The 21450-nt window shown below is 55.0% G+C and carries 17 protein-coding genes; 11 read left to right on the forward strand and 6 right to left on the reverse strand.

Annotation, left to right across the window (positions count from 1 at the left end; translation table 11 throughout):
- Nucleotides 1-148: 148 nt before the first annotated feature.
- Together RB_RS07815 and RB_RS07820 are read right to left on the reverse strand one after the other, a co-directional pair.
- Nucleotides 149-559, reverse strand: coding sequence for a PaaI family thioesterase (locus RB_RS07815; protein WP_007327433.1), 411 nt, complete (start codon nucleotides 557-559; stop codon nucleotides 149-151).
- An 82-nt stretch (nucleotides 560-641) separates the two neighbouring features.
- Nucleotides 642-2480: an SLC13 family permease gene (locus RB_RS07820; protein WP_007327432.1), complete on the reverse strand. Its 1839-nt coding sequence runs from the start codon at nucleotides 2478-2480 to the stop codon at nucleotides 642-644.
- Nucleotides 2481-2739: 259 nt separating this feature from the next.
- On the opposite strand from RB_RS07820, the gene RB_RS07825 reads away from it, so the two are divergent.
- The 9 genes from RB_RS07825 to RB_RS07870 all read left to right on the forward strand — a co-directional run bounded on the left by RB_RS07825 (nucleotide 2740) and on the right by RB_RS07870 (nucleotide 11623).
- A complete protein-coding gene (locus RB_RS07825) occupies nucleotides 2740-2997 on the forward strand; it encodes a DUF3311 domain-containing protein (RefSeq protein WP_007327431.1) in 258 nt (85 codons plus the stop codon).
- On the forward strand, nucleotides 2994-4628 hold the full coding sequence (locus tag RB_RS07830; protein ID WP_011119651.1) for a sodium:solute symporter family protein: 1635 nt from the start codon (nucleotides 2994-2996) through the stop codon (nucleotides 4626-4628). Before RB_RS07825 ends, RB_RS07830 begins: the two co-directional genes overlap by 4 nt.
- Before the next feature lie 251 nt (nucleotides 4629-4879).
- Nucleotides 4880-5878 (forward strand): DUF4886 domain-containing protein, encoded by a 999-nt coding sequence (locus RB_RS07835; RefSeq protein WP_011119653.1) that lies wholly within the window; start codon nucleotides 4880-4882, stop codon nucleotides 5876-5878.
- 1437 nt (nucleotides 5879-7315) lie between these two features.
- On the forward strand, nucleotides 7316-7654 hold the full coding sequence (locus RB_RS07845) for a hypothetical protein (RefSeq protein ID WP_231846313.1): 339 nt from the start codon (nucleotides 7316-7318) through the stop codon (nucleotides 7652-7654).
- A gap of 102 nt (nucleotides 7655-7756) precedes the next feature.
- The gene (locus RB_RS07850) at nucleotides 7757-8242 is read left to right on the forward strand and encodes an SMI1/KNR4 family protein (RefSeq protein ID WP_011119659.1); all 486 of its coding nucleotides are present in this window, start codon (nucleotides 7757-7759) and stop codon (nucleotides 8240-8242) included.
- 140 nt (nucleotides 8243-8382) lie between these two features.
- Complete coding sequence (locus RB_RS07855; protein WP_007340708.1) at nucleotides 8383-8631, forward strand: DUF6429 family protein; 249 nt, start codon at nucleotides 8383-8385, stop codon at nucleotides 8629-8631.
- Nucleotides 8632-8953: 322 nt separating this feature from the next.
- Entirely contained in the window at nucleotides 8954-9391 is a 438-nt protein-coding gene (locus RB_RS07860) for a hypothetical protein (RefSeq protein ID WP_011119662.1), read from the forward strand.
- 747 nt (nucleotides 9392-10138) lie between these two features.
- Entirely contained in the window at nucleotides 10139-10471 is a 333-nt protein-coding gene (locus tag RB_RS07865) for a hypothetical protein (protein WP_011119664.1), read from the forward strand.
- 576 nt (nucleotides 10472-11047) lie between these two features.
- Nucleotides 11048-11623, forward strand: coding sequence for a hypothetical protein (locus RB_RS07870; RefSeq protein WP_011119669.1), 576 nt, complete (start codon nucleotides 11048-11050; stop codon nucleotides 11621-11623).
- Between the two features lie 401 nt (nucleotides 11624-12024).
- On the opposite strand, the gene RB_RS07875 is transcribed toward RB_RS07870, so the two are convergent.
- Together RB_RS07875 and RB_RS07880 are read right to left on the reverse strand one after the other, a co-directional pair.
- Entirely contained in the window at nucleotides 12025-13173 is a 1149-nt protein-coding gene (locus RB_RS07875; protein WP_011119671.1) for an IS91 family transposase, read from the reverse strand.
- A 14-nt stretch (nucleotides 13174-13187) separates the two neighbouring features.
- Nucleotides 13188-14228, reverse strand: coding sequence for a tyrosine-type recombinase/integrase (locus RB_RS07880; protein ID WP_164922776.1), 1041 nt, complete (start codon nucleotides 14226-14228; stop codon nucleotides 13188-13190).
- Nucleotides 14229-15100: 872 nt separating this feature from the next.
- Here RB_RS07880 and RB_RS07890 point away from each other — a divergent pair.
- Nucleotides 15101-16549 (forward strand): hypothetical protein, encoded by a 1449-nt coding sequence (locus tag RB_RS07890; protein WP_231846314.1) that lies wholly within the window; start codon nucleotides 15101-15103, stop codon nucleotides 16547-16549.
- Between the two features lie 24 nt (nucleotides 16550-16573).
- Nucleotides 16574-16747, forward strand: coding sequence for a hypothetical protein (locus tag RB_RS28045; protein ID WP_231846315.1), 174 nt, complete (start codon nucleotides 16574-16576; stop codon nucleotides 16745-16747).
- A gap of 422 nt (nucleotides 16748-17169) precedes the next feature.
- Here RB_RS28045 and RB_RS07895 read toward each other — a convergent pair whose 3' ends face one another.
- Both RB_RS07895 and RB_RS07900 read right to left on the reverse strand, forming a co-directional pair.
- Nucleotides 17170-20562, reverse strand: coding sequence for a DUF6797 domain-containing protein (locus RB_RS07895; protein ID WP_011119677.1), 3393 nt, complete (start codon nucleotides 20560-20562; stop codon nucleotides 17170-17172).
- A 22-nt stretch (nucleotides 20563-20584) separates the two neighbouring features.
- A complete protein-coding gene (locus RB_RS07900) occupies nucleotides 20585-21385 on the reverse strand; it encodes a TlpA family protein disulfide reductase (RefSeq protein ID WP_231846317.1) in 801 nt (266 codons plus the stop codon).
- Between the last annotated feature and the right edge of the window lie 65 nt (nucleotides 21386-21450).

Genomic DNA, 21450 nt, shown 5'->3' on the forward strand with positions numbered 1-21450 from the left:
GCGACTGACGTCGAGAGTGATACGCGTTGCCCGTGCCAAAGCTCGTGCAAGCGTTCCCGACGACATTAGGAGGAAGGGCTCCCAGTCTACCACAAGGACTGCTTCGCGTCGTCAGAAGTCGCCCTTGCCCAAGTGCTTCATTGCCAGATCAACCGCCCGCCAACACCGTGCACGTTGATGATGCGGTGGCGACCAATTTCCCGCGTTTGTCGGTGATTTGACATTCGACAAAACCGATCCGCAGGCCTCGCTGGATCACGACCGCCTTGGCCGACAATCGACCCTCGCGAATCGGACGAATGAAATTGACCTTCATTTCAATGGTCGAGAAATCTTCACTGGAAAGCAGCGTTCGCCCGAAGGCGATTCCCATCGCCGCATCCGCTAACGCCGAAACCAAACCACCGTGCACACGACCCATCGGATTGTGATGCTGAGGCCCACAATTGATGTTCACGATCGCCTGACCTGCGTCTGGCTCCCCATCTGCAATTTCGCTCGGTTGAACTTCAAACCCGACCAGTCGCGAAATGGGGGCTTCTGAAAAACGCTCGCTCATCGATCAATGACACCGGAAACACGATCAGTTGGAATGGAAAGACTCTGCATCGGACCAAGTGGGCCCTTCGGTAGTGGCCAAGTCATTGATACCACCAAGTCAACATTCCGATTGATACGACGCCCACAATGAGACTGAGCGGCAGTCCAAACTGAATGTAGTCTCGCAATCGATAACCACCGACGCCATAGACCATCGTGTTGGTTTGGTAACCAAACGGAGTGAGAAAACTCGCCGAGGCCGCAATCATCACCGCAATCACCATCGGCATCGGATCCGTCCCAACCTTCGTCGCGGCTGTCCAGGCGATCGGCAGCATTAACATCGCCGCGGCGTTGTTGGTGATCAACTCGGTGCAGATCACCGTTGCAATGTAAATTGCAACCAACGTCCCAAGTTCACTTCCTTGAGCGATGCTCAACAATCCGTTTGCGATCAGCGCGGCCGCTCCGCTTTGCTCCATCGCACGCCCGATTCCAATCGCAGATCCGATCACAATCAAAACCGACCAATCGATGCTACGGCGCGCCTCGGATGTTGTGCAGCAACGAGTCAGCACCATCGCAACCGCCGCCAACATGGCTGCACTTAAAATCGACAGCCAATTCAGCGCAGCCGCGATCACCATCACCAGCATGATCCCGAGTGCCAACGGAGCATGTTCGTGCCTTCGAATCTCGCCTCGATCGACACTGCTAATCAAGTAGAAATCGCTGCCGCCACGTTGTCGGTGCATGAATGATTTGGATGCTTCCAGCAACAACACGTCGCCGGGTTCGATACGAACATCCCCCAGTTTTCCCTCCAACCGCCGGCCACCGCGAGCGACCGCGACCACGGCTGCGTTGAAGTTAGATCGAAAGCGACCTTCTCGGATCGTTTTGCCGATCAAGCTGCAACGGGGACTGACGACGGCTTCCACCAGCGTTCGTCGCCAAGCCGGAATCTCCAACTTACGAGCCTGATCGCCCGGAGTGATGAGACCACGAATCTTGCGAAGGTCGACCACGCTGTCGACGTCACCGACAAGAATCAAAATGTCATCGCCGTAGAGCCTTTGATCGGGCTTGGCCGGTTCAATGCGTCCGTCCGCCCGCTGAATTTCAGCAACATACAAACCTGGTAGTGCTCGCAGCCCCGCTTCCTGCAAAGTCTTGCCCACCAGCGGCCCGGTCAATTCGACCTGCATCTCGACCGTGTATTTCTGCGGATCATCGCCGACGCTTACGGCTGGTTTGCGTTCGGGCAACAACCATTTGGACGCACCAATGATGTAGATCAATCCCAGAATGGTCGCCGGAATTCCGGCAATCGCGGGAGTGAAGAAACTCAGCTCGGCCATCTCGATTTCGGCACCGGCGGCTTTTGCATCGCTGATGTACTGAACGTATTCGTCACGCACCAAAAGGTTCGTGCTGGTTCCCATGAGCGTGCACATGCCGCCCAGGATCGCGGCGTAAGAAAGCGGCAGCAACAATCGACTCGGACTGATCGTCAAACGTTTGCCTAAATCCCCGACGACTGGCAACATCGCAGCGACAACGGGTGTGTTGTTCAGGAACCCGCTCAAGAACGCCACTGGCAACAGCATCCGAACCTGGGTGTCGCGAAGATTCTTCGCTTTGGAAAGCAACCAACCCGTGGCCAATTCCGTCCCGCCGGTCAGTTCCAACCCCGCAACAACCGCGAAGAGCAACGCGATCGTGATCAGACCTTTGTTGCCAAACCCCGCGACCGCTTGCGTCGGATTGGGCAGCAACGGAGTCCCAGTCAAATCTTGAACGACAACCAAAACCGTCAACGCGGTGAGCGCTAGCAGATCCGTCGCCGCGGCCCGCGTCGCCAATCCCAGCAACAAGGCGATGGTGACGCCTATGGTCAGCCAAATCGGCCAAATCAGCGGATTGAAGATGTCTAGCATGCGTCAGGAAACAATTCGATGGTGCCGACGTTGTATCGCATCGGCGGGAGAGGGGCGGACGTTCATCGGGACGATGCCGAACCGATCGCACTTACAGTAATTCAAACCATGGATATCGTCGCCCCCGCGATGCCATTAGACTACTGATCCGGCGAGGGTTTTGATGCCAAAGTGGACGGCTTGCGCGTTCGAAAGGTCATTTCGCATCAGAAACCGCCGTTCCCACCTTCCTTCCACGTCTCGCCCAGAACTCTCCATCATGCCCAACTCGACTGATTCGTCCGCTCCACCTGACCGGAAAGGTCTTTCAAGCGGAGCTCTGCTCATCGCCGGTTTGGTCATCGTGCTCTTGATCCTTCACCAAGACAATTGGTTGTGGCACAACGACACGTTGCTGTTCGGATTCATGCCCATCGGATTGGCGTGGCACGCTGGCATCTCGATTGCCGCGTCCTTCACCTGGTTTTTGGCGACCCGAGTCGCGTGGCCGCTCGATGAAGAGGAGCCGCAACGATGATGATTGCCGAAATGCAAAATGGAGTTCCTCAGTTCATCATTATCTTAGTGTACCTGAGTTTGTTGCTCGCCTTAGGACTGTTCAGCAGTCGTTTGTTCAAAGGAACGAAGGAAGACTATCAAGTCGCCAGCCATTCGATCGGTCCGTTCCTGCTGCTGATGAGCATGTTTGGAACGACGATGACCGCGTTTGCACTGGTCGGCAGTAGCGGCGAAGCTTTTCGAGAAGGCATCGGCGTTTACGGGATGTTGGCCAGCAGCAGCGGCATCATCCACTCGCTTTGCTTCTTCTTGATTGGTGTGAAGGTCTGGCGATTTGCTCGCGCACACAATTACACCACCCAAATCGAATTCTTCCGCGACCGCCTCAATAACAACTTGGTCGGCTGGCTGCTGTTTCCGATCCTCGTCGGCATGATCATCCCGTACCTGTTGGTGGGTGTGATTAGCGCCGGCGGCGTTGTCCAAGCCCTCACCGCGGGTCTGGCACCCGAGATGTTCCCCGTTCCACTAGAAGGTGGCCCGGGCGGAGTCGACCCAGCCGTTCACGGCGGCATTCCCGCCTGGCTGGGTTCGTTGACCATCTGCACGGTCGTTTTGGTCTATGTGTTCTTTGGCGGCATGCGAGGCACAACGTGGGCCAATACTTTTCAAACGTTGGTGTTCATGATTCTCGGAGTGGTGACCTTCTTTGTCATTGCGAACAAGCTCGGCAAACAGGACAGCTTCTTCGAAAACCTCCGAGTGCTCGGTGAGTCCATCCCGGAAGAAGGCAAAACTCGAGCGGAGATGAGCAAGACGAAGTTCTTCACCTACCTGATGATTCCGCTTTCGGTCGGCATGTTCCCGCACCTTTTCCAACACTGGATGACTGCAAAGAAGGCCAGCACGTTCAAATTGTCCGTGGTGTGTCACCCCTTGTTCATCATGATTGTTTGGGTGCCATGCGTGTTGGTCGGAGTCTGGGCAACCGGAGAACTGATGCCCGCGAAGCCACCACTTCCGCGTCTTCCCGGTGGCGACATTGTCGATGCAAACAAGGTTCTCCCGTTCCTGGTGAAAACTCAAACCGCTCCCATTCTTGGTGGATTCCTGGCCGCCGGAATTCTGGCCGCGATCATGTCCAGCTTGGACAGCCAATTTCTTTGCATCGGAACGATGTTTAACAACGATGTGGTCAACCACACGTTCGGCAAAGATCGGTTTTCCGACAAGCAACAAGTGCTATTCACACGATTGTTCATCGTCGCCATCGTGGCAATCACCTACCTGCTTAGTCTCGGGAACGTTCGCAGTGTGTTTGCACTGGGAGTCTGGTGCTTCAGCGGATTCAGTGCTTTGTTCCCGCTCGTCGTCGCCGCTTTGTACTGGAGAGGTTTGACCGCCATGGGAGCCATCGCTGGTATCCTCGCAGCAATTTCCAGTTGGTCCTACTTGTTCTATCAAGGCACCTTGGACCCACAGGGATTGAGCAAGTATGTCTTGCGTTTGTCGATTGGCGAGGAGAGCTACGAAGTGATGCCGGTAGTCGCAATGGTGTTCAGCACTCTGATTGCGATGGTCGTCGTTTCTCTCGTAACGCCCAAGCCGCCACAAGAAACTCTGGCGAAGTTCTTCCCAGACCAAGCTTGATCCTAGGCCTGCAGTTTGATTCGCGAGAAGGGAGCCCCAGAGGCTCCCTTCTTTTTTGCCGAACCATCGCGCTGCCCATCTCGCCTAACGAAATTCGGGCAGGTCAATCGACGCCGTTCTGGCGTGAGCGAGGGAGCGTTCAGGAACATGAGATTCACACCGTCACTGTCCAGAACCAAATGGCCCTCCCACTTCAAGTACCATAGGCGGCCCTGCCCCACTTTCCCACCATCTCCATTGGAATACCCCACATGTTCCGACCGTTTCCCTTCGTTTGCATATTCGCATTGATTTCGTTGATCGCTGGGTCGTTCTCCTACGCTGACTCACCAAAGAAGCCATCCGATGACGGTCCGAAACACGTTCGCATTTTGACGATTGGCAACAGCTTCACTCACAACGCGACTCGCTACCTGGACGAGATCGTCGAGGCCGCGGGTCACAAACTGACCCACAAAATGCTTTCGATCGGCGGTTCGCCATTGGAGTTGCATGCGAAGAAAGCGTTGGCATTCGAGAAAGATCCAATGGCTCCATTCGCCAAGTACGGAAACGGCGAAACCCTCCAAGAAGCACTGCAAAGCGAACCATGGGACTTCGTCACGATCCAACAAGTCAGCATCAAAAGCCACAACCTTGAGACCTACCATCCCTACGCCCAGCAATTGGCCCAAATCATTCGTCGCGATGCCCCGCAAGCCAGGTTGCTGGTGCATCAGACTTGGTCCTATCGAAGTGACGACCCACGTTTTCGTCGCGTGAAATTGATTGCGGGAGAACCAGCCACCCAGCGAGAAATGTACGAAGGACTCAGCGAAGCCTACCGAACGATCACGGCCGAACTATCCGCGAACCGTATCCCGGTTGGTGATGCGTTCTGGGCGGCGGACAACCACGCTCAATTCAGCTATCGCGAGGCGGCTGACTTTGATGCGGCGTCGGTTGAGTTCCCTGAGCTACCCGACCAAACTCACTCATTGCACGTGGGATACCGCTGGCGAGAAATCGATGGCAAACAACAATTGAAGATGGACGGCCATCACGCCAACGTTGCCGGCGAGTACTTGGGCGCATGCGTGTGGTTTGAATGTCTATATGGAGAAACCCCTATCGGCAATTCCTTCGTCCCCGACCAACTCGACGCCGAATACGCAGCGCACCTGCAAACGATTGCCCATCGTGCGGCCCAACAAGGCGGTGATGTCGTTTCGGGTCCTTTCGCATCACTGAACGCCGCCGCAAAGGATTGAAAGCATTCCGACGGATGCGTTGTCGCACGTAGGCCAGGTCCCACCTGGCACTGGTGCATTACCGGAATAACACAGCCCTCGCCATAAGAGATTATTTGGACGCCTCTCTCGGCAGCTGGATTCGCCAGAATTCAGAGGTGCGAGTTCATAAGCATTCGACCTCGTAGCGAATCCAGCGACGGTCTCACCAACGTACTAGATTCCGACAGACGCGTTGTCGCACGTAGGCCAGGTCCCACCTGGCGCTGGTTCATAGCCGGAACAACACAGCCCTCGCCACAAAGTTTTTTTTGAATGCCTCGCGTGGTAGCTGGATTCGCCAGAATTCAGAGATGCGAGTTCATAAGCGTTCGACCTCGTAGCGAATCCGCCGACAGTCTCGCCAACGTACTAGGTTCCGACGGACGCGTTGTCGCACGTAGGCCAGGTCCCACCTGGCGCTAGTTCATAGCCGGAACAACACAGCCCTCGCCATAAAGGATTGTCTGGACGCCTCGCTCGTTAGCTGGATTCGCCAGAATTCAGAGATGCGAGTTCACAAGCGTTCGACCTCGTAGCGAATCCAGCGACAGTCTCGCCAACGTACTAGGTTCCGACAGAAGCGTTGTCGCACGTAGGCCAGGTCCCACCTGGCGCTGGTTCATCGCCGGAACAACTCAGCCCTCGCCATAAAAGCTGTTTGGACGAATATAGAAAGAACACTCATTCCCGTCAGAGTCGTGGATCTCGGCCAAAAGTGGCCAACCGACAACCAAATCAACAAGTCGGATCGAAAGGACATCCCCGGCGGCGAAACGTCCAGCCCAAGAGTGAATTCTCCCTCCTGGCAGAAACATCGCCGTCACCCACTCCCCCTGCATCACGATCCACAACGAATCCTGCGGTCTGCCCCACGCGGTTCTTGACTCCACTTCACACAACTTTCCAGTCCGTCCGGCCAACCGGACAGGCACGCTACTGCCATGGCGGTGTGTCTGGCAATAAGTTTTGGCATGTTCTCCCCCAGCGGAATCGCAGAATTTGCTTGCATCGCCCCGGCGCACCCGGCAAACTGGAACCATCTCGGTGGGGGGCAACGAGAACAAACCCCCGTTTAAAGAACAAGTCACCGCGAAGTCAAAACTCGCGACTTGTTCTCACCGCCAAACCACCAAAAACAATCATCAAAACCTATTCTCAGTCGGTCCAACTGTTGAAACCCGCCGTTCTGTCTCAATGAACCAATGCAATATTTTGGAAGCAATACGACTGATTACGCATTCACTCCTTTACGTTTTGCTCCTGTGCATGCTTTGCGCTGTCGGTTGCCAATCCGAATCCGACGGGCCGATCGCAACAAACATAGTCGACGAACGTAACACTGCGCCGCCCCAAAGCCTGGATTTCGACGCTTTGCTTACCGCCGTGGACGACGCAATTGGCGATCGATTTCAGACGATGCAAATGGACGCAATGCAATCTGCGACTTATCAATACGGCGGCCCCATCAAGGCTGTCGTGGACATTGTCGACCCGATCGCAAAAGACTCTGGTTTCACGCTTTCCGATGACCAGCCGACTGCCGAAATGGGTGAGGCGGCGAAGAAAATGCAAGCGAAGATGGGTATCAACATGAGTTCCGTCGACCAGGTGATGTACACGCATCCAAGTGGCGACACTTTGATGATCGTCAGGATGGACATGTCCAATGACGACATAGACATGAAGATGCTGACGGTACAACTGATGAATCCGAAGAAGATGGCCGAGTTTGGTGCGAAGGCACAGAAGCTGTAACCCGCTGGCTTGTTTCAACGCCTGCAATTTTGGACAATGGAAAATTGATCTCCGCGACTCGGTTATCGCGATCGTTCCCCGACATAGAGTTGTCCGCCTGCCATGACCGCCTGGGCTGAGTTGTTGATCCGCCATCACGCTGCCGCACATGCCGACTCCGGGTATGAGCCGCTGTTCGGCGATGCAGCACCGCTCGAGCGTCTCGATGACCTCCCATTCAAAATCGGGCTTCCATTGCCACTCGAACTGAGGGATCTCTATCGGAGTGTTGATGGATACGGTCTGAAGATGGATGCCGACTCCATGCTATCGCCATGGCTCATCGTGCCGACCTCTGAATTGGCGGACTTCGTTTCTTCCTGCCGCAGCACGATCGCCGATACACACGAAAACTTATCCAGACGATTTCTCCCGTTTATCGATTGGGCAAACGGGGACTCGATGGGTTACATTTATGACCGGAACGGCAACCTGACCGATGGTCTTCACATGTTCATGCATGAATTGTTCCGCTACGACGCCGATCAGGATCCTGACGATTTTTTCCGCTCCTTCGACGGATCAATCGCTGACTTTCTTGAGTCGTGAAGCAGCGGGGAACAATCCAATGAACCCGAGCGGCGAAGTCGGGTGTTTTAAATGGACAATTTCTCGTCGCCGCCGGGGGATTGGTGACGTTCCCCGACTGAGAATGATCGCGCGAATCTCCCGACGCAATGATGCTATACATGGACGACGGATACGAACTCGACACTGACAAGATCGACGACACCGTTTTGGCGTTACTTGCGCTTACGATGTGCGGCGGTGACCGTGCGTGGAAGGGCCACGACTGGGATACACTTTCACGACTTCACGAGAAGGGCATGATTCACGACCCCGTAGGCAAAGCCAAATCCGTGGCATTAACCCCCGAGGGCATGGAACGCTGCCAGAAATTGTTCGACGCAATGTTCGTGCGGAAGACTGAAGCATGAATGTTTGCTCACTCACATCCGACATCGACCAACATCACCTATCATCAACGTCGGATCCAAGCCGAGCGGATAGCCATGGCGTGCACGCGGAGCGGCGTTTGCGGCCGGATTTGAAATAGACAACTTTACTATCCCCGCCCGGTGACGCCGGACGTTCGTTGACAAGGAGCTTGTCCTGAATTTCAAACGTGCTCTCGGTTCTGAATCGCCAAAGGCACAATGTGCTGCTGCACTGTTCCTTCGATCGGAAGGTCCTCGTGGTGCTATCCACCTGCGAGATTTACTTGATTGCTGCCAAAATGTTTCGATTGATGGTCAATCGTTGCCGCCCACCCAGGAACGACTCGTTGCCTACGGGGCACGCTCGCTTGGCACAATTGTCCATGCGATCGGTTTTGACAACGAAGACGACCTCCACAAACGCATTTCGGATTGGCTGATCCGCCTTACCAGCAATCGTCATTTGCAAATAGCCGGGTTTGCAATTCACGCCCTTGGTGACTTGGGCTTCCCACCACACGCGGTGCAACAGAGACTCGAGGAATTGATCGCCGGTCCCAAACGCATGGACGACCTGTCAACAATCACGTGTCGCGGAACTGCATTTCGCATTCTGGCGGCACTCGATCGTTCAATTGCCACACAGTACATTGATACGTTGGCGGCTCGCGAGTACCTTGCCGCACTTGACCATTGGCTTGCCGCTGGCTCCGACGATCCGAAGTTGCACGACGACCTCAGATGGCTTCGGGCAGAGTAGCGACGAACCATGAGTTGCAAAGAGGCCGCGAGCTGACGTTATTGAAGTGGAGGGTCGTACGTGCGCCCCCGCTGAACCCCGCCGTTCGCCGACTGAAAGGGAAAGTTGAAATTCCTTCGCTTCCGACTTCGATCACTTTTCATAGCCACAGCCGTCGCTGCTATCGGAATAGCTGCTTCCAGACCACTTAAGCCCGCAATCTCGATCGAATCACTCGCCGCCGTTCCGGCAACCGAACCGTTCACCGAGTTTCCCGGCAAATATCGGCAGTTCACGCTGACCGTGAAAAACGACGGCAGCCTCCCTCTTTGGCTCACACCAAACGAAAGTCCGATTCTCGACTTCCCTTGGTTGTCCTTTGCTAACCAAGGGCATCCAACATATGTCGAGCTTGAGATCGACGCGGACGACTGTGCCAAACTTTCGGCAGGCGAAACACGAGTTTACAACCTCGTTGTCCACGCTGAATTCAAGCAGTTCACGCTTGGAGTCCATGCACGTGATTGGCGTGGGCGTGAGGGCTATACACATTTAGGGTTCTTCGAAACGGCAAATGCCGTTAGCAGGGAAGAATCCGATGCACCCGAGTCCGCGAGTCAGGCTGTATTTACAATGGAAGATCAATCGCGCGGACCGGGTGATCGTTTGGCGTCACCCGAGATACTTCGTTGAAGGAAACCTCTGATCGACGATCAAATTGAACTCAAATCATACTCGCATAAACACTCAATAGAGGCTTGGCCGGGAGTGACTGACGTTTCTGCATCCACAGCGACTGATTCGCTCTCGCGTGAAGAGCCGAGCGAACGCGGCGACATCGCGGCCAGATACCTCGTCGCTTTCTTCTTCTCGACCAACGCTTGCTTTGCCGTTTACATGTTCACGCAGTATTTTGTCTGGAAGACGTACGGCAATGAGTTACACACGATTTACATGACGATCGTTTTCACGACGACCGTACTACTTGCCCTCTCAACTCGTCGTCTCTGGACCGAACGCGCCCGTGAAGGGACGTATCTTTTCTTCGTCGCTCTTGCAGTTTCATTAATCGGCAAAATTGCTTCAGAACTGCATGCCTAGCCAGGTGTGAATTCACCACGTCGGGTAGCCATCGCATGCGACGGAGAACGAGTGGTCCGTTTTCTCGCTTGCTTGCAAGTCTCAAGTCCGTGTCTGAACGATAACAAAACGACACCGCATTCTATTGACAACAGACGTCGCATCGATAGTCATCGCCGCACTTCCTTGGCATAGGTTCGGCTTTTGCGCGTTTGCTGTACCCGGCATCGACATGCTGGTTCCTCGATTATCCATCCTGAATAAAACCACAGTCCCTGGCGGTCGCCCACTAGACGGTGTGATGGAAACGCCGCTGCAAATCCTCGGCCGCATTGCGTTAATTGGCGACCTCGTGTTCTACAGCGGCGAAGGAGTCGTCCGTTCATGACATTTGTGAGCTGGCCACTTGCCGGTATACTTGTGGCTTGGGTAGCTGTCAGACCGGTGGTCATGCCAAGTTTTTAAAGGAATTTGCTTCGTCCTCCAATTCTCCAAAACTGCGGGCAACCCTCCCGTGCACCGGAGCCACACTTGCGTGGTTTCACAAATGGACATCAACTATCCCGGCCCGGTGACGCGTATCGTTGCCCTTAACGAATGACTGACGCAGAAAACATTTCGCAACTAAAGGCGATCCTCTACGGAACTGACGCTTTGGTCAACGCTGCGTTTCAAGTCTGGGCGTTTGACACTGCAGTTGCCGACGAACACGTCGAGCAAATGGCCGGATGGGCCGACCTCCAACAGCTAATGTTGTCCGGCACATTTGTAACCGATCGCTGTCTTACAGCGATCTCGACATTCCACCGTCTTGAATGCCTTGATATCGGTGGTACGGCAATCACCGCATCAGGAATCGCCTACGCGAACATCCCACATGCTGTCAAAGACTTTGGACTCTACGACATTGAACTTGATGACATCGCAGCTGACGCCATTGCTTCGCTGCCTAGCCTTCGCGCCCTGAACTGCAACGGCTGCGGCCTTTCGCACTACGCCTTGCTTCAATTCCTACGCATACCGTCACTCCAAGCGATCGAGGCGTTGGGGGCGGACATGCCAGATTCCCACGCACGAGAATTTACTCTTGAACGTCCGGATATCTTGTTGCGATTGGACTCCGGCGTTTGGAAGGGTGGCGATGTTCGCCGCCCACCCGACTATGAGGCATAACCAATAAGGATTTGACTTCGCGTGGATGCGGCGGTTGAGTCACTTTCTCTTTCAGTTTTCTTCGTTCGCCGCGGTTTAGAACGCGTCGCCTAGCCGAAGCTCAAGTCCTCTGTTCAAGATACCCGGGGGTGAATGGCGAGGCGTTGATGGAATCTCCCTTGGGAATTGCTTCCCGGGTTGCGTTCTCGGACACAGAGGCCGGTTGGTTTAGAGGCAGATTCATTGTTGGCCGGCCGTTTGCTATGGACGACTTGCGATGGCGACGAGTTGGATGGAAGCGGATTGAGGCTCATTGCCCGATGAGTTTTGAGCTTGAGATTGCCGTCGCGACATATCGCCCCCATTCGCCCTTCTGAAGACGTTCGAATTCGCTCGGTCGTTTCACTTCCTTGGTTCATGCGTTACCCACTGTCGTAGTAAGTCAGCCCATGCTCGGGGCGGATGCCCTGCGAAGACAACGAGGTGTAGCTGACCTCGATCACTCGCATGACACCGCCACACAGGCGACACTTCATCGGCACGGTCAACGGTTCCGCTTGCGGCGCGTAGCCGCTGCCCAGCCAGAACGTCCAGCCAAGCATTAGCCAGACCAACCACTTCACTTCATCGACCTTCACCTTGCTGTTCCCGCTCATCCATCCGTAATGACGGATCTTCATGAAGTTCGTCGGCAGCACGTGCTGCAAGAAGTTGCCCACGAAGTCTTCGCCGGCAACGGTCTTGCTCTGAAACACGTTCCCTTTGCGACGAATCCGGTAGGTCACCGTTTCCGGATTGACATCGAGGATGCGACTGTCGTTGATCGCGACTCGATGGACGTACGGTGCCAAGTATTTCAGCGTTGGGACGCCGTGCCCAACTGGCTGGATGTCAACGACGAAGTCTTTCGACCATGCCTCACGGCTGACCTGGTCATACAGCCCAGCGGCACGAAGCTCATCGGCCAGCTTCGCTTTGTAGACGCGGATCAACGTGCCGTGATGGAACAAGAAGTTCTTCGGTGTGCTCTGCCATGACAAGGCGTGGCCATGCTCATCCAGTTTCACTCCGCCGCCAGGAACGACATAGTGAACGTGCGGATGATAGACCGCCGGGTCACGCCCCCAAGTATGAAGCACGCCGAAGAATCCAAGCTGGCATCCTTTCAGACTCTTGGTTGCCGCGCCCACATCGCGAATGCTCTGGCTGCTGGCATCGAACAAGCATCGGTAGCCGTCACGTTGGTGAACGCGCAGCACCAAGCCAACCTCCCGGGGCACCGTGAAAGTGACCAAGAAGTGATGAACCGGCATCAGCTTGGCAGCCTGCGTTTCAATCCAAGCCTGCGTTCGCTGGTGACCGCAGTTCGGGCAGTGCCGATTGCCACACGAACGTCCGACCCAGTGATCGCTTCCGCAGCCGCCGCACTGGTAGTGAACACCACCCAGTGCCCCGGTGCGACAACGAGTGATCGCGCCAAGAACTTTGTCTTCGGCGACCGAGATCGAATCGGCGTGTTGCTGCAGGTATGCCGGTGCGAATTGGCGAAGAGCCTCCGCAACCGTGGGCATTTGCGAGAGCGGGTTTACTCGCCGCTGCCAGGTAGACTACCGAACAGCCTTTCGATTTCTTCGCGAGCGTTGGCTTCGGCCGTATCCGTCAGATGCAGATAGACCATCGTGGTCTGCAGCGAAGAATGCCCCAAGTACTTTTGAATCACCTTCAGTCCCACGCCCGCTTCGAGCAAGTGCGTCGCATAGGAATGACGTAGCGTATGAATGCTGACCTTCTTGCCAAAGCGGAGGTTTTTCGTGATCTGCTTCATTGCTCCTTGAACGGCCGTTTCGCTCATCGGGGTCGTCGCTTCGCTGACGCCGTCTTTGGCGAGGTCATGCTTTCGTCCATCTGCCGGAAACAGAAAGCTTGGATGTCGATGACTGGCCCAGTAGTTTCGCAGAAGTCGAACGGTCGTCGTCGGCAGTGGCACGTACCGGTCCTTGGCTCCCTTGCCACGATGGACATGAACCCAGCCTCGCTCGGCGTCGATGTCACTGACCTGCAGATGCAACGCTTCATTGAGTCGGAGTCCCAGCGAATAGACAGTCCAGAAATAGACGAACATTCGCTGCGTGGTCGCTGAGCCGATCAGTTCATGAACCTGCTCGATCGTCAGCACCTCTGGCAACGTGGTGATGTTTTGGAGCTTGAGCATCTTGATAATTTCCCAGTCACGCTTGCAGGTGTGCGTGAAGAAGAACTTGATGCCCGAGAAGGCCACTCGGAGTGATCCATAAGCAAAGTTGCGATCGTTTTTCAGGTGTAGGAAGAACTGTCGCACATGCTGCTCGTTCACCTGGTCGGGACTGCAACCGGCGAAATCAGAGAGCTGCCTGACCGCTCGGATGTAGCCATCGTGAGTTCGTTTGGCCTTGCCGGTCAGGTGCAAGTCTTCGGAGAGTCTCAGGCGAAGACTTTCAGGGAAGTGGGATCCAGGTGCATCTTGCGAACCGTTTGAGCTAAACTTGGACATGTTGTGTTCCTTTTCAGGAGGAGTTGTTGAGCTGTTCCCAGCGAACAGCTCCTCCTGAAAAGATGCTTCCAACAATCCGCAACGCGTCCGTTCCACCACCAAACCGAAACCGCCGCGAAAGCGGCTTACTTGAACGATCCAATGCACCCGAGCGGCGAAGTCGAGCGTGTTCAAATGGACATTTTCTCGTCGCCGCCGGGTGATTGGTGATGTTCCCCGACTGAATGAAACGCAACCGGTGACACCTCGGGGTATCGATGGCACTTTCCGTCTCGCTCTATCGTCATGACACCGAACGACTGGAATTCGTTTCCGTCCCCGATCTCGATAACCGGTGCGCAGCGGGTTTTGAATGCTATCGAACACGGCTGTGGGGATCTCGCTCGTTGACGGAACGTGGTGCTTTGTTCATGCCGACGCTTAGGGCTAGTGACCTGTACGTGACGCCCGACCAATTCGATGCGTTTCGCGATGAACTTGGCATGATCCATCGGAATGCTCGTGTGATTGCTAACGAAATCTGGCCGCATAAGCTAATTGATCGGTACTGCCCCGTGCAACGCTCACAACGCATTCGACGGCTTCGTGTACGAGGTGCGCGAGACGTTCGTACTTACGTAGACCGATTTCGTTCTGCTCTGGATGTTGGTGAACGCATGAATTTGGGTTTCAATATTGGTTGACGGTTCACTGTTTTCCTTGACTCAACAATGCGGATAACCATGCCTTCCTGAAAGAGTTTAGCGGGAATTGATTGTTTTGATCTTTTTTTGTTTGTTTGGTCGGGAGCGGTAGCTCTGCACTGCTCCGGTTCATCGTATGGTGACAACGTTTCTGTTCGGTTGACGTGTCGATCCGTGATGGGTGGATCTTTGGTTCGGGTTAGTTGCGGATCGTTCCTTCGCCCTGACCAAACCTGCTAATCTTCGGGCTAGTGCAAGTTAACTCACGCGAAACAGGTCGATTTGATGAGTTCTATTTCGGAGCTTCCGCGGGGACGCCAACGCAAGTGGCTGGGTTGTTTACAAAAAGCCGCGATCGGCTTTTTTGTCGTTGCCATCGCAATTGCAGTGTTGCTGTTGATCGTGGTCGCGATTCGGCAAGGCTTCGCGAAGACGCGAGTCGCGGATATGAAGCAAGAGATCCGCCGTGCCGGCTTGCCAATCGATCCCGTCTCGCTTGAGACCTATCGTGAACAACTGGCTGCCGCCGATAGGACTGAAGCTTGGGGCGATGTCATCAGTCAGTTTCGCACCGACTCGGGCTATTCCGATCAGGTTGCCGGTGTGCCTCGCGTCGATGCGAAGGCACGTTGTCAACCAATGTGGGCCGGTCAGCCATGGGGCGAACGCGAGAACGTGCAGCGATTCCTGCAGGAAACGGCCACGCTTCGTCGTGATCTGGCAGAAGTGCTGGATGCGGCTGGCCCCATCTATACGCCGATGACGTATGAAGGCATTGACACCATGCCGCCAGCGGCCGATGTGGCTCGCGAAATCGCTTCCATTTTGGCGTTGGAGAATCTGGCGGCGATCGATCGCGGCGACATCGACGCCAGCGAGCAATCTGTGAAACAACTGTTCGCCCTGGCACGAACGATGCAGAGCGAATTGATGGTGTTGCCCCAATTGATTCGACTGGGCGTGGTCAACATCGCGCTGGAGGAATTGCGTCGTGTGACGCAACTCGGCCAATGGCGGCCAGATCAGATCGATCAACTTTTGACCGACCTGGACCGCACGCTTGCTTGGGACCAAGCGTTTCGGCATGCGATGATTGGCGAACGGGTCGTGGCGGTATCAATCTATGATGACGGGACGCTGCCCAGTGGCACTGTTCGCACATTGCTGGGCCTTGCCGGGCCCCGAGATCAATTGGAAACGCTGTCGTGGTATGAACAATTCCTCGCCTTACCGACCAACGATCCAGTGACTTTCCTGCGTGCGGCGGCGGAAGCCAATGCTGACATGGAGTCCACGCTTGGCTCGGCAAACATTTGGAGACGAGTCGAAACGATGACGACCGGTGTGACGATGCCGGCTTTAAAAGCGATCGCAATGACCGTCATTCGCACGGAGGAGAATCTCCGCTTGGCTCGATTGGCGCTTGTTTGCCAACGATTCGAAATTGACGGTGGCCGTTGGCCAGCATCGCATGAGGAGGAATTTCAGTTCGCCCAAGAGGAATTGAGTTTGCCCCGCGAATCCATCGTCGGCATTGGACCGCAGCCCTTTGGCGTTGAGGCAGACGGGTCGAGATTGGTTCTTTGGGGACGACGTATCGAAGGTTACAATGTTGAGTTGCCGAAGCAACCACCAGAATCCTATTGGCCTGACACGTGGCGAGACCTGCCGCCACGACACCCCAGCGATTCCGCCGTCCATGACGCAGAGGCTGATGTCGCTGTGAATGAGTAGGACGAATCGACATTCGATCTCGAGATGAACAGGGTCGGTGACACCATGAGCATGTTCAGCGAGGATTATTCATTGACGGTACCTGACGAATTGCGTGATCCCAATGTGGATCCACTGGATCGGCACCTGCAATTGATCTTTCATCGCGATCAACCGTCGGAGAGCTACTACAAATGGGTGCTCCAGCCGTCGAAATGAGTTGGTGCCATCGGCACGTGTCCCGTGTTCGGGACGGTCAAAAGGCGAGAACAGGCAGAGTCCCAATTCGATTGTGCCACCCGCTCGCAACGGTCATCTTTGCACTGCGACCGGCGCAAAGCAGTTCGGCAGGAGTCTTTCAGCTGTTGTTTTTTGTGTAGCGTCGTTGATGCTACGTGCAACTGGGGCTAACGCCTAAACGGCTCACTTCGTTGCACCCGATCTTTCCTGCCGATCTGCTTGAGTGGACAACTGCATAATGTAGATCGACAAAACGGGTCTGCCGGAGCAGCGCCGAAGCGGCTTGATCCGGCCTACTTGGGAGGACTGAGCGAGGGGCAGTCAGTATGCATTCTCCTCCTGGGACGGCGGCGTCTACGGCGACGGACGACGCTCCCAAAATTTAGAACACGAGCGTGTCATCACGAGTCGCTTGAGGGCACGACATGGATCGTCCAGTACACCTCCTCCTCAAATGAGTCGCCATCCTGGCCGCGAATTTTCAGTTGCAACTGCAATTGATCCACTGGCGCGAGCGTTGGCAGAACCAATCGCAATCGCGACGAGCTTGGATCGTTAGGCACCGCGTCGACCTCCACCGATTCGGGCTTCAACGTTTCCGTCCCAACCTGTGGGGTCTCCGATTCAGCGGTGCCGGAGATGTATTGATCCGATCCATACGCCTTGCTCCACAAATAGTCCCACTGGACGATCGAGACAGCGTTTTCATCGAGAACCGATTCAGGGTCGATCGCAAAGTTAAGGTCGAGCTCCAAACCGCCCTTCACGACGCGTGCATCGGTGATCATCTTCGGTGGCGTGCCGGTGTAGCGAAGTCGCTGCATGCCGCCGTCGTCCAACCCAAATCGACCGCCACCGTTCCAACCCTGTAATCCGGTCGCGTAGACCTGACCATCGTGGGGATTGCCCCGACCACGCATGATTCCTGTCGAGAAATCAAAAGGCAGCTTCACGATCGCTGCTTGTGCGGTTTCGCCAACTTCTTGGATCATCATCATCGACATCCATCCTTTGCCGAAGCTAGTGTGAAGCAAATGCTTCGACAGTGGACCAAAGCGGTCATCGTCCACCCAAATCTGGCCACCGGAAGAATTGTCAAACGCTTGCGGCATCCAAACCAAGGGTTGTTCGAACGTATCCGGAGCAACCACCGTTTTGATATCGATTTTGCCGCCGTCAGGCTCCCACTTATTGGGAATGGAATAAGTCGGTACCCAACCATGAAAGCTGCCTGGTTTTGCAATCGAAACCTTCGACGCGGGAGTCCACTGGCCTTGGTTGTCACTGACAGTGATGCGTCCGCCCGGCAAAGTCCCGAGTCCATTCGGCGTTCGGAATCCTGTGCAAACCACCTCGCGTTCTTTGCCGTCTTTGGATACTCGCCAAACAGCTCCGGGCAAAGCAAAATCGGCACCATGACCGCTCTTGGCGTAGTAGAAGTTGCCTTCCGCGTCCGTCTGTAAATCGAAGTTGAACGCGTGAAAGTTTGTGGAGACGTCCGAGTCAGCGTTGAAGCTTTCGTAGAAGTCTGCTTCGCCATTCTTATCTCGATCGTGCAAACGGACCAAGCGGTCCTTGCAAGTCACAAACACATCGCCATCGACGACCTTCACCCCAAAGGGTTCGTAAAGTCCGGCGGCGTAACGCTTCCATCTCAATTCGGTGAGCGTCTCATCGATTCCTGCCACGATCCAAATGTCACCGCCGTGGGTCGCGATCGCCATTCGGCCATCATCAAAGAAATCGAGTGAGGTCGTGCGGAACCAAGTGTTCCACGGAGTGGATTCGGGCCGAGTCAATGTATCCAGAGCGTAGCCGTCCTGCTCCAAACCCAAAGTGCCAACCGTCGTGATCTCTCCCGCCCAACGCAGTTGCTGAGGTTCGGTTGCCGAAGCTTGTACGAGGGTCGCCAAATCGGCAACCGGTTTCTGCAATCCGATCGACGCGAGTGATTCAATTGTTTTGAGTTCGTCCGTTGAGTTCCCGACGCCCACGGTGATTCGAACTTTGCGAGCGACCTCATCACCGGGGATGGTCAGCTTGATTCGTTGCCCCGATGCCAATTCCCAACGCAAGCCGTGTCGGTCGCCTGACACGCTCGCGGCCGTGAACGCTTGATTCGATTGGTCAGAACTCTTCAAAACGACCGTATCGTTTGAATGATCGAATTCCAACTTGGTTGCCCCGACTGGGCCATTTCCAACGGACAACACGAGTGTTTCCCCCGGACCGATCCAGAGGTCTCTCGCCAATGTTCGGTCATCAATCGCCTCGGCACGTTCAAACAAATCACGACCGTCGATCTGATAGCTGAGAATGACATTGTTGCCGCGCAAGAAATAACCACGATAGTCCATCCATTTTTTTGGCAGTGGGCCTCGCGGCAGACAACCCTCTCGGGAATAGTCCAGTTCACCGTCGTGCCCCCACTGCCAGGATGCCAAACCCGGAATTGAAGTGCCGTCCGGATCCGCAGTTCCTTCCCCTCGAGGACGCTGGTGCTGCGTTTCGCTGAGGTCCAGGAATCCGCCCGTCCAAACATCCGCCAAATCCATCGCGTGCAAGTTGTAGGAAACAGTGAGGTCACCCAGGGGCAACGTCAGCACACTGGGGAAATCACGTCGCAATTGTGAGCCCAGAGCCAATCCAAAGTCACGCTGTTGGATCTCGAAACGCTTGCCATCCTCAGTGCCTGTTGGAAGCGAATTCAGGTAATCATCACGAAGGGGCTCATACCCCGGGTTCTGATCCTTCATCAGCATTTCGCGGATGTAGTGAACCACTTGGTATCGTTGGTGCGGAGTCAAATACGTCATCGGCCCCATCAGCCCATTGCCCTTGGTCAGGGTCATGAACATTTTGTAGGGATCCGCACCAAACTTCAGCTCCTGCGAACTGAATGCCCGAGCCGTGGGCAATGCGGGCTGCACGCCATCCGTTCCATGGCAATTCGCACAGTCGCCTCGAAACAGGCTTTCGCCTTCGACGATATCACGCGATCGCAACGATCGGATGATGCCCGCATGATCCAGGTTGACGGAGTCATCTTTAACGAGCAACTGCTCCAGCGATGGCCGTAACATTTCTTCGGCTTTCCTGCCGCCTCGAGCCACGCTCGTCACGTACTGCAATAGATCCAAGAATTCACGTTGTGACTTGATCGACCTCATCAAACCCGCGGGCATCATGGACTGCTCGTCCTTCTTCATCACCTCAATTGAGTCACGCGACAACGTGAAATCCTTCTCCGGCGACTGCCCAAGCCGCATCGTGATTTCAGCGTCATCCTGCTTCACTAGCATCCCTTTGAAGACTTCACCATCGACGGTCAAGACCGAGTAGGTTTCATATCCTTCACGAATATGCTTTGAAGGTCGCAACAACGCGTCGACGAGATATTCGTCCGTCAGTTCATTGCCAAGTTGAGCGATTGGCGGTCCGAGTGGCGTCGCGTCGGAATCACTCCCATGACAGCTGACACAATTCGCCGCTGATTTGTAGAAAACCAAGGCTCCGCGTCGAGCATCACCGCGCAGCCGTGATTGCTCGGCCAAGTAAAGCGGATCAGCCTGACGCAATTGCGTTTCCAGCGGAATGGCTTGTCGAAGCGTCGTCGTTGGCGGTGCGGCAGATAAACTAACACCACTGCACATGACAACAAAAAAGCCAACGCAAGCTTTCAAGCGAACGCGTTGGCGATCGGCGAACACAAAATGAACCATGACAAAATCCAACGGCGTTTCACCGCTTGAGCACGAGTGAATGCAAGTCGCCTCGCACGAGAACGACTGCACCGAAGGATAGTCGAAGACGAAATCAGTTCAGCAGTTTCTCAACGAGCGGAACAATGTCAGCTTCGTACGTGAAGCCCGCGGTTTCGCCGACATCCGAAAACAACTTGACCATTTTCCCTTTTTCGTCGAACACGATCACAGCGGGAATGGATCCAATTCCGATTGCCTCAAACACTTCATCGCTGGGTGTTTGCACGATGTAATTCGTGAAATCAGCTTCGACGCTGGAAAGAAACTGAGTGACCTTTGGTTCGTATGATTCCGGTGGGCGAGTCTTGCGACCATCAAAGTCAACGTTGGCTCCTATCGCGACAACCTTCTCTCCGAATCGATTCTGCATCGCGACCAGATTCGGAAACTCTTTCAAACAAGGCCCACAAGCCAACGACCAAACATCCAACACGGTCACCTTGCCCGTCTTCCCGGCTTTCTCACGAACCTTGTCCCACTTGGCGTATTCGATGGAAACGTCTTTTGCAGTGGCAACCAAAACCGTCGACGTATCTCGCTCCGTCACTTTGCCATCAGCAGCACCGAGATCCAAATCATCAGGCAAGCTCATACCGCCTTCGGCAGGGCTGGAACGCTTGACCGGTGCATCGGGCAGATCGCCTTCGGGCAAAGTGATTCCACCAGGCGTGTTTAAGTTGGGTTGCCGAGAATCAACCGCCGCCGGTTCCACCGCAGGCTCGGCCCCGTTGGATTCGGTCGAAGCCTCAGGTGTCTCCGTCGTCGGCGACGAAGAAGATCCGCACCCGCCCAATAACAAGACAAATGGCAACAAGGCGCAGCGGACAAAACTTAAATACGAGAATCGATCCATCGTTGAACTCGGCATGGGGAAACGAACGAACAACCAAACACTACGTTAACAAAATGTCTGAACTT

The organism is Rhodopirellula baltica SH 1 (genome assembly GCF_000196115.1).
GTDB classification, from domain to species: Bacteria; Planctomycetota; Planctomycetia; order Pirellulales; family Pirellulaceae; genus Rhodopirellula; species Rhodopirellula baltica.

Bases quoted from the DNA above. Each gene is read 5' to 3' on its own strand.
- RB_RS07890 (WP_231846314.1), top strand. From the start codon at position 15,101: ATGAGTTCTATTTCGGAGCTTCCGCGGGGACGCCAACGCAAGTGGCTG.
- RB_RS07830 (WP_011119651.1), top strand. From the start codon at position 2,994: ATGATGATTGCCGAAATGCAAAATGGAGTTCCTCAGTTCATCATTATC.
- RB_RS07820 (WP_007327432.1), bottom strand. From the start codon at position 2,480: ATGCTAGACATCTTCAATCCGCTGATTTGGCCGATTTGGCTGACCATA.
- RB_RS07845 (WP_231846313.1), top strand. From the start codon at position 7,316: ATGCAAATGGACGCAATGCAATCTGCGACTTATCAATACGGCGGCCCC.
- RB_RS07855 (WP_007340708.1), top strand. From the start codon at position 8,383: ATGGACGACGGATACGAACTCGACACTGACAAGATCGACGACACCGTT.
- RB_RS07870 (WP_011119669.1), top strand. From the start codon at position 11,048: ATGACTGACGCAGAAAACATTTCGCAACTAAAGGCGATCCTCTACGGA.
- RB_RS28045 (WP_231846315.1), top strand. From the start codon at position 16,574: ATGAACAGGGTCGGTGACACCATGAGCATGTTCAGCGAGGATTATTCA.
- RB_RS07850 (WP_011119659.1), top strand. From the start codon at position 7,757: ATGACCGCCTGGGCTGAGTTGTTGATCCGCCATCACGCTGCCGCACAT.
- RB_RS07825 (WP_007327431.1), top strand. From the start codon at position 2,740: ATGCCCAACTCGACTGATTCGTCCGCTCCACCTGACCGGAAAGGTCTT.
- RB_RS07835 (WP_011119653.1), top strand. From the start codon at position 4,880: ATGTTCCGACCGTTTCCCTTCGTTTGCATATTCGCATTGATTTCGTTG.
- RB_RS07815 (WP_007327433.1), bottom strand. From the start codon at position 559: ATGAGCGAGCGTTTTTCAGAAGCCCCCATTTCGCGACTGGTCGGGTTT.
- RB_RS07900 (WP_231846317.1), bottom strand. From the start codon at position 21,385: ATGGATCGATTCTCGTATTTAAGTTTTGTCCGCTGCGCCTTGTTGCCA.
- RB_RS07875 (WP_011119671.1), bottom strand. From the start codon at position 13,173: ATGCCCACGGTTGCGGAGGCTCTTCGCCAATTCGCACCGGCATACCTG.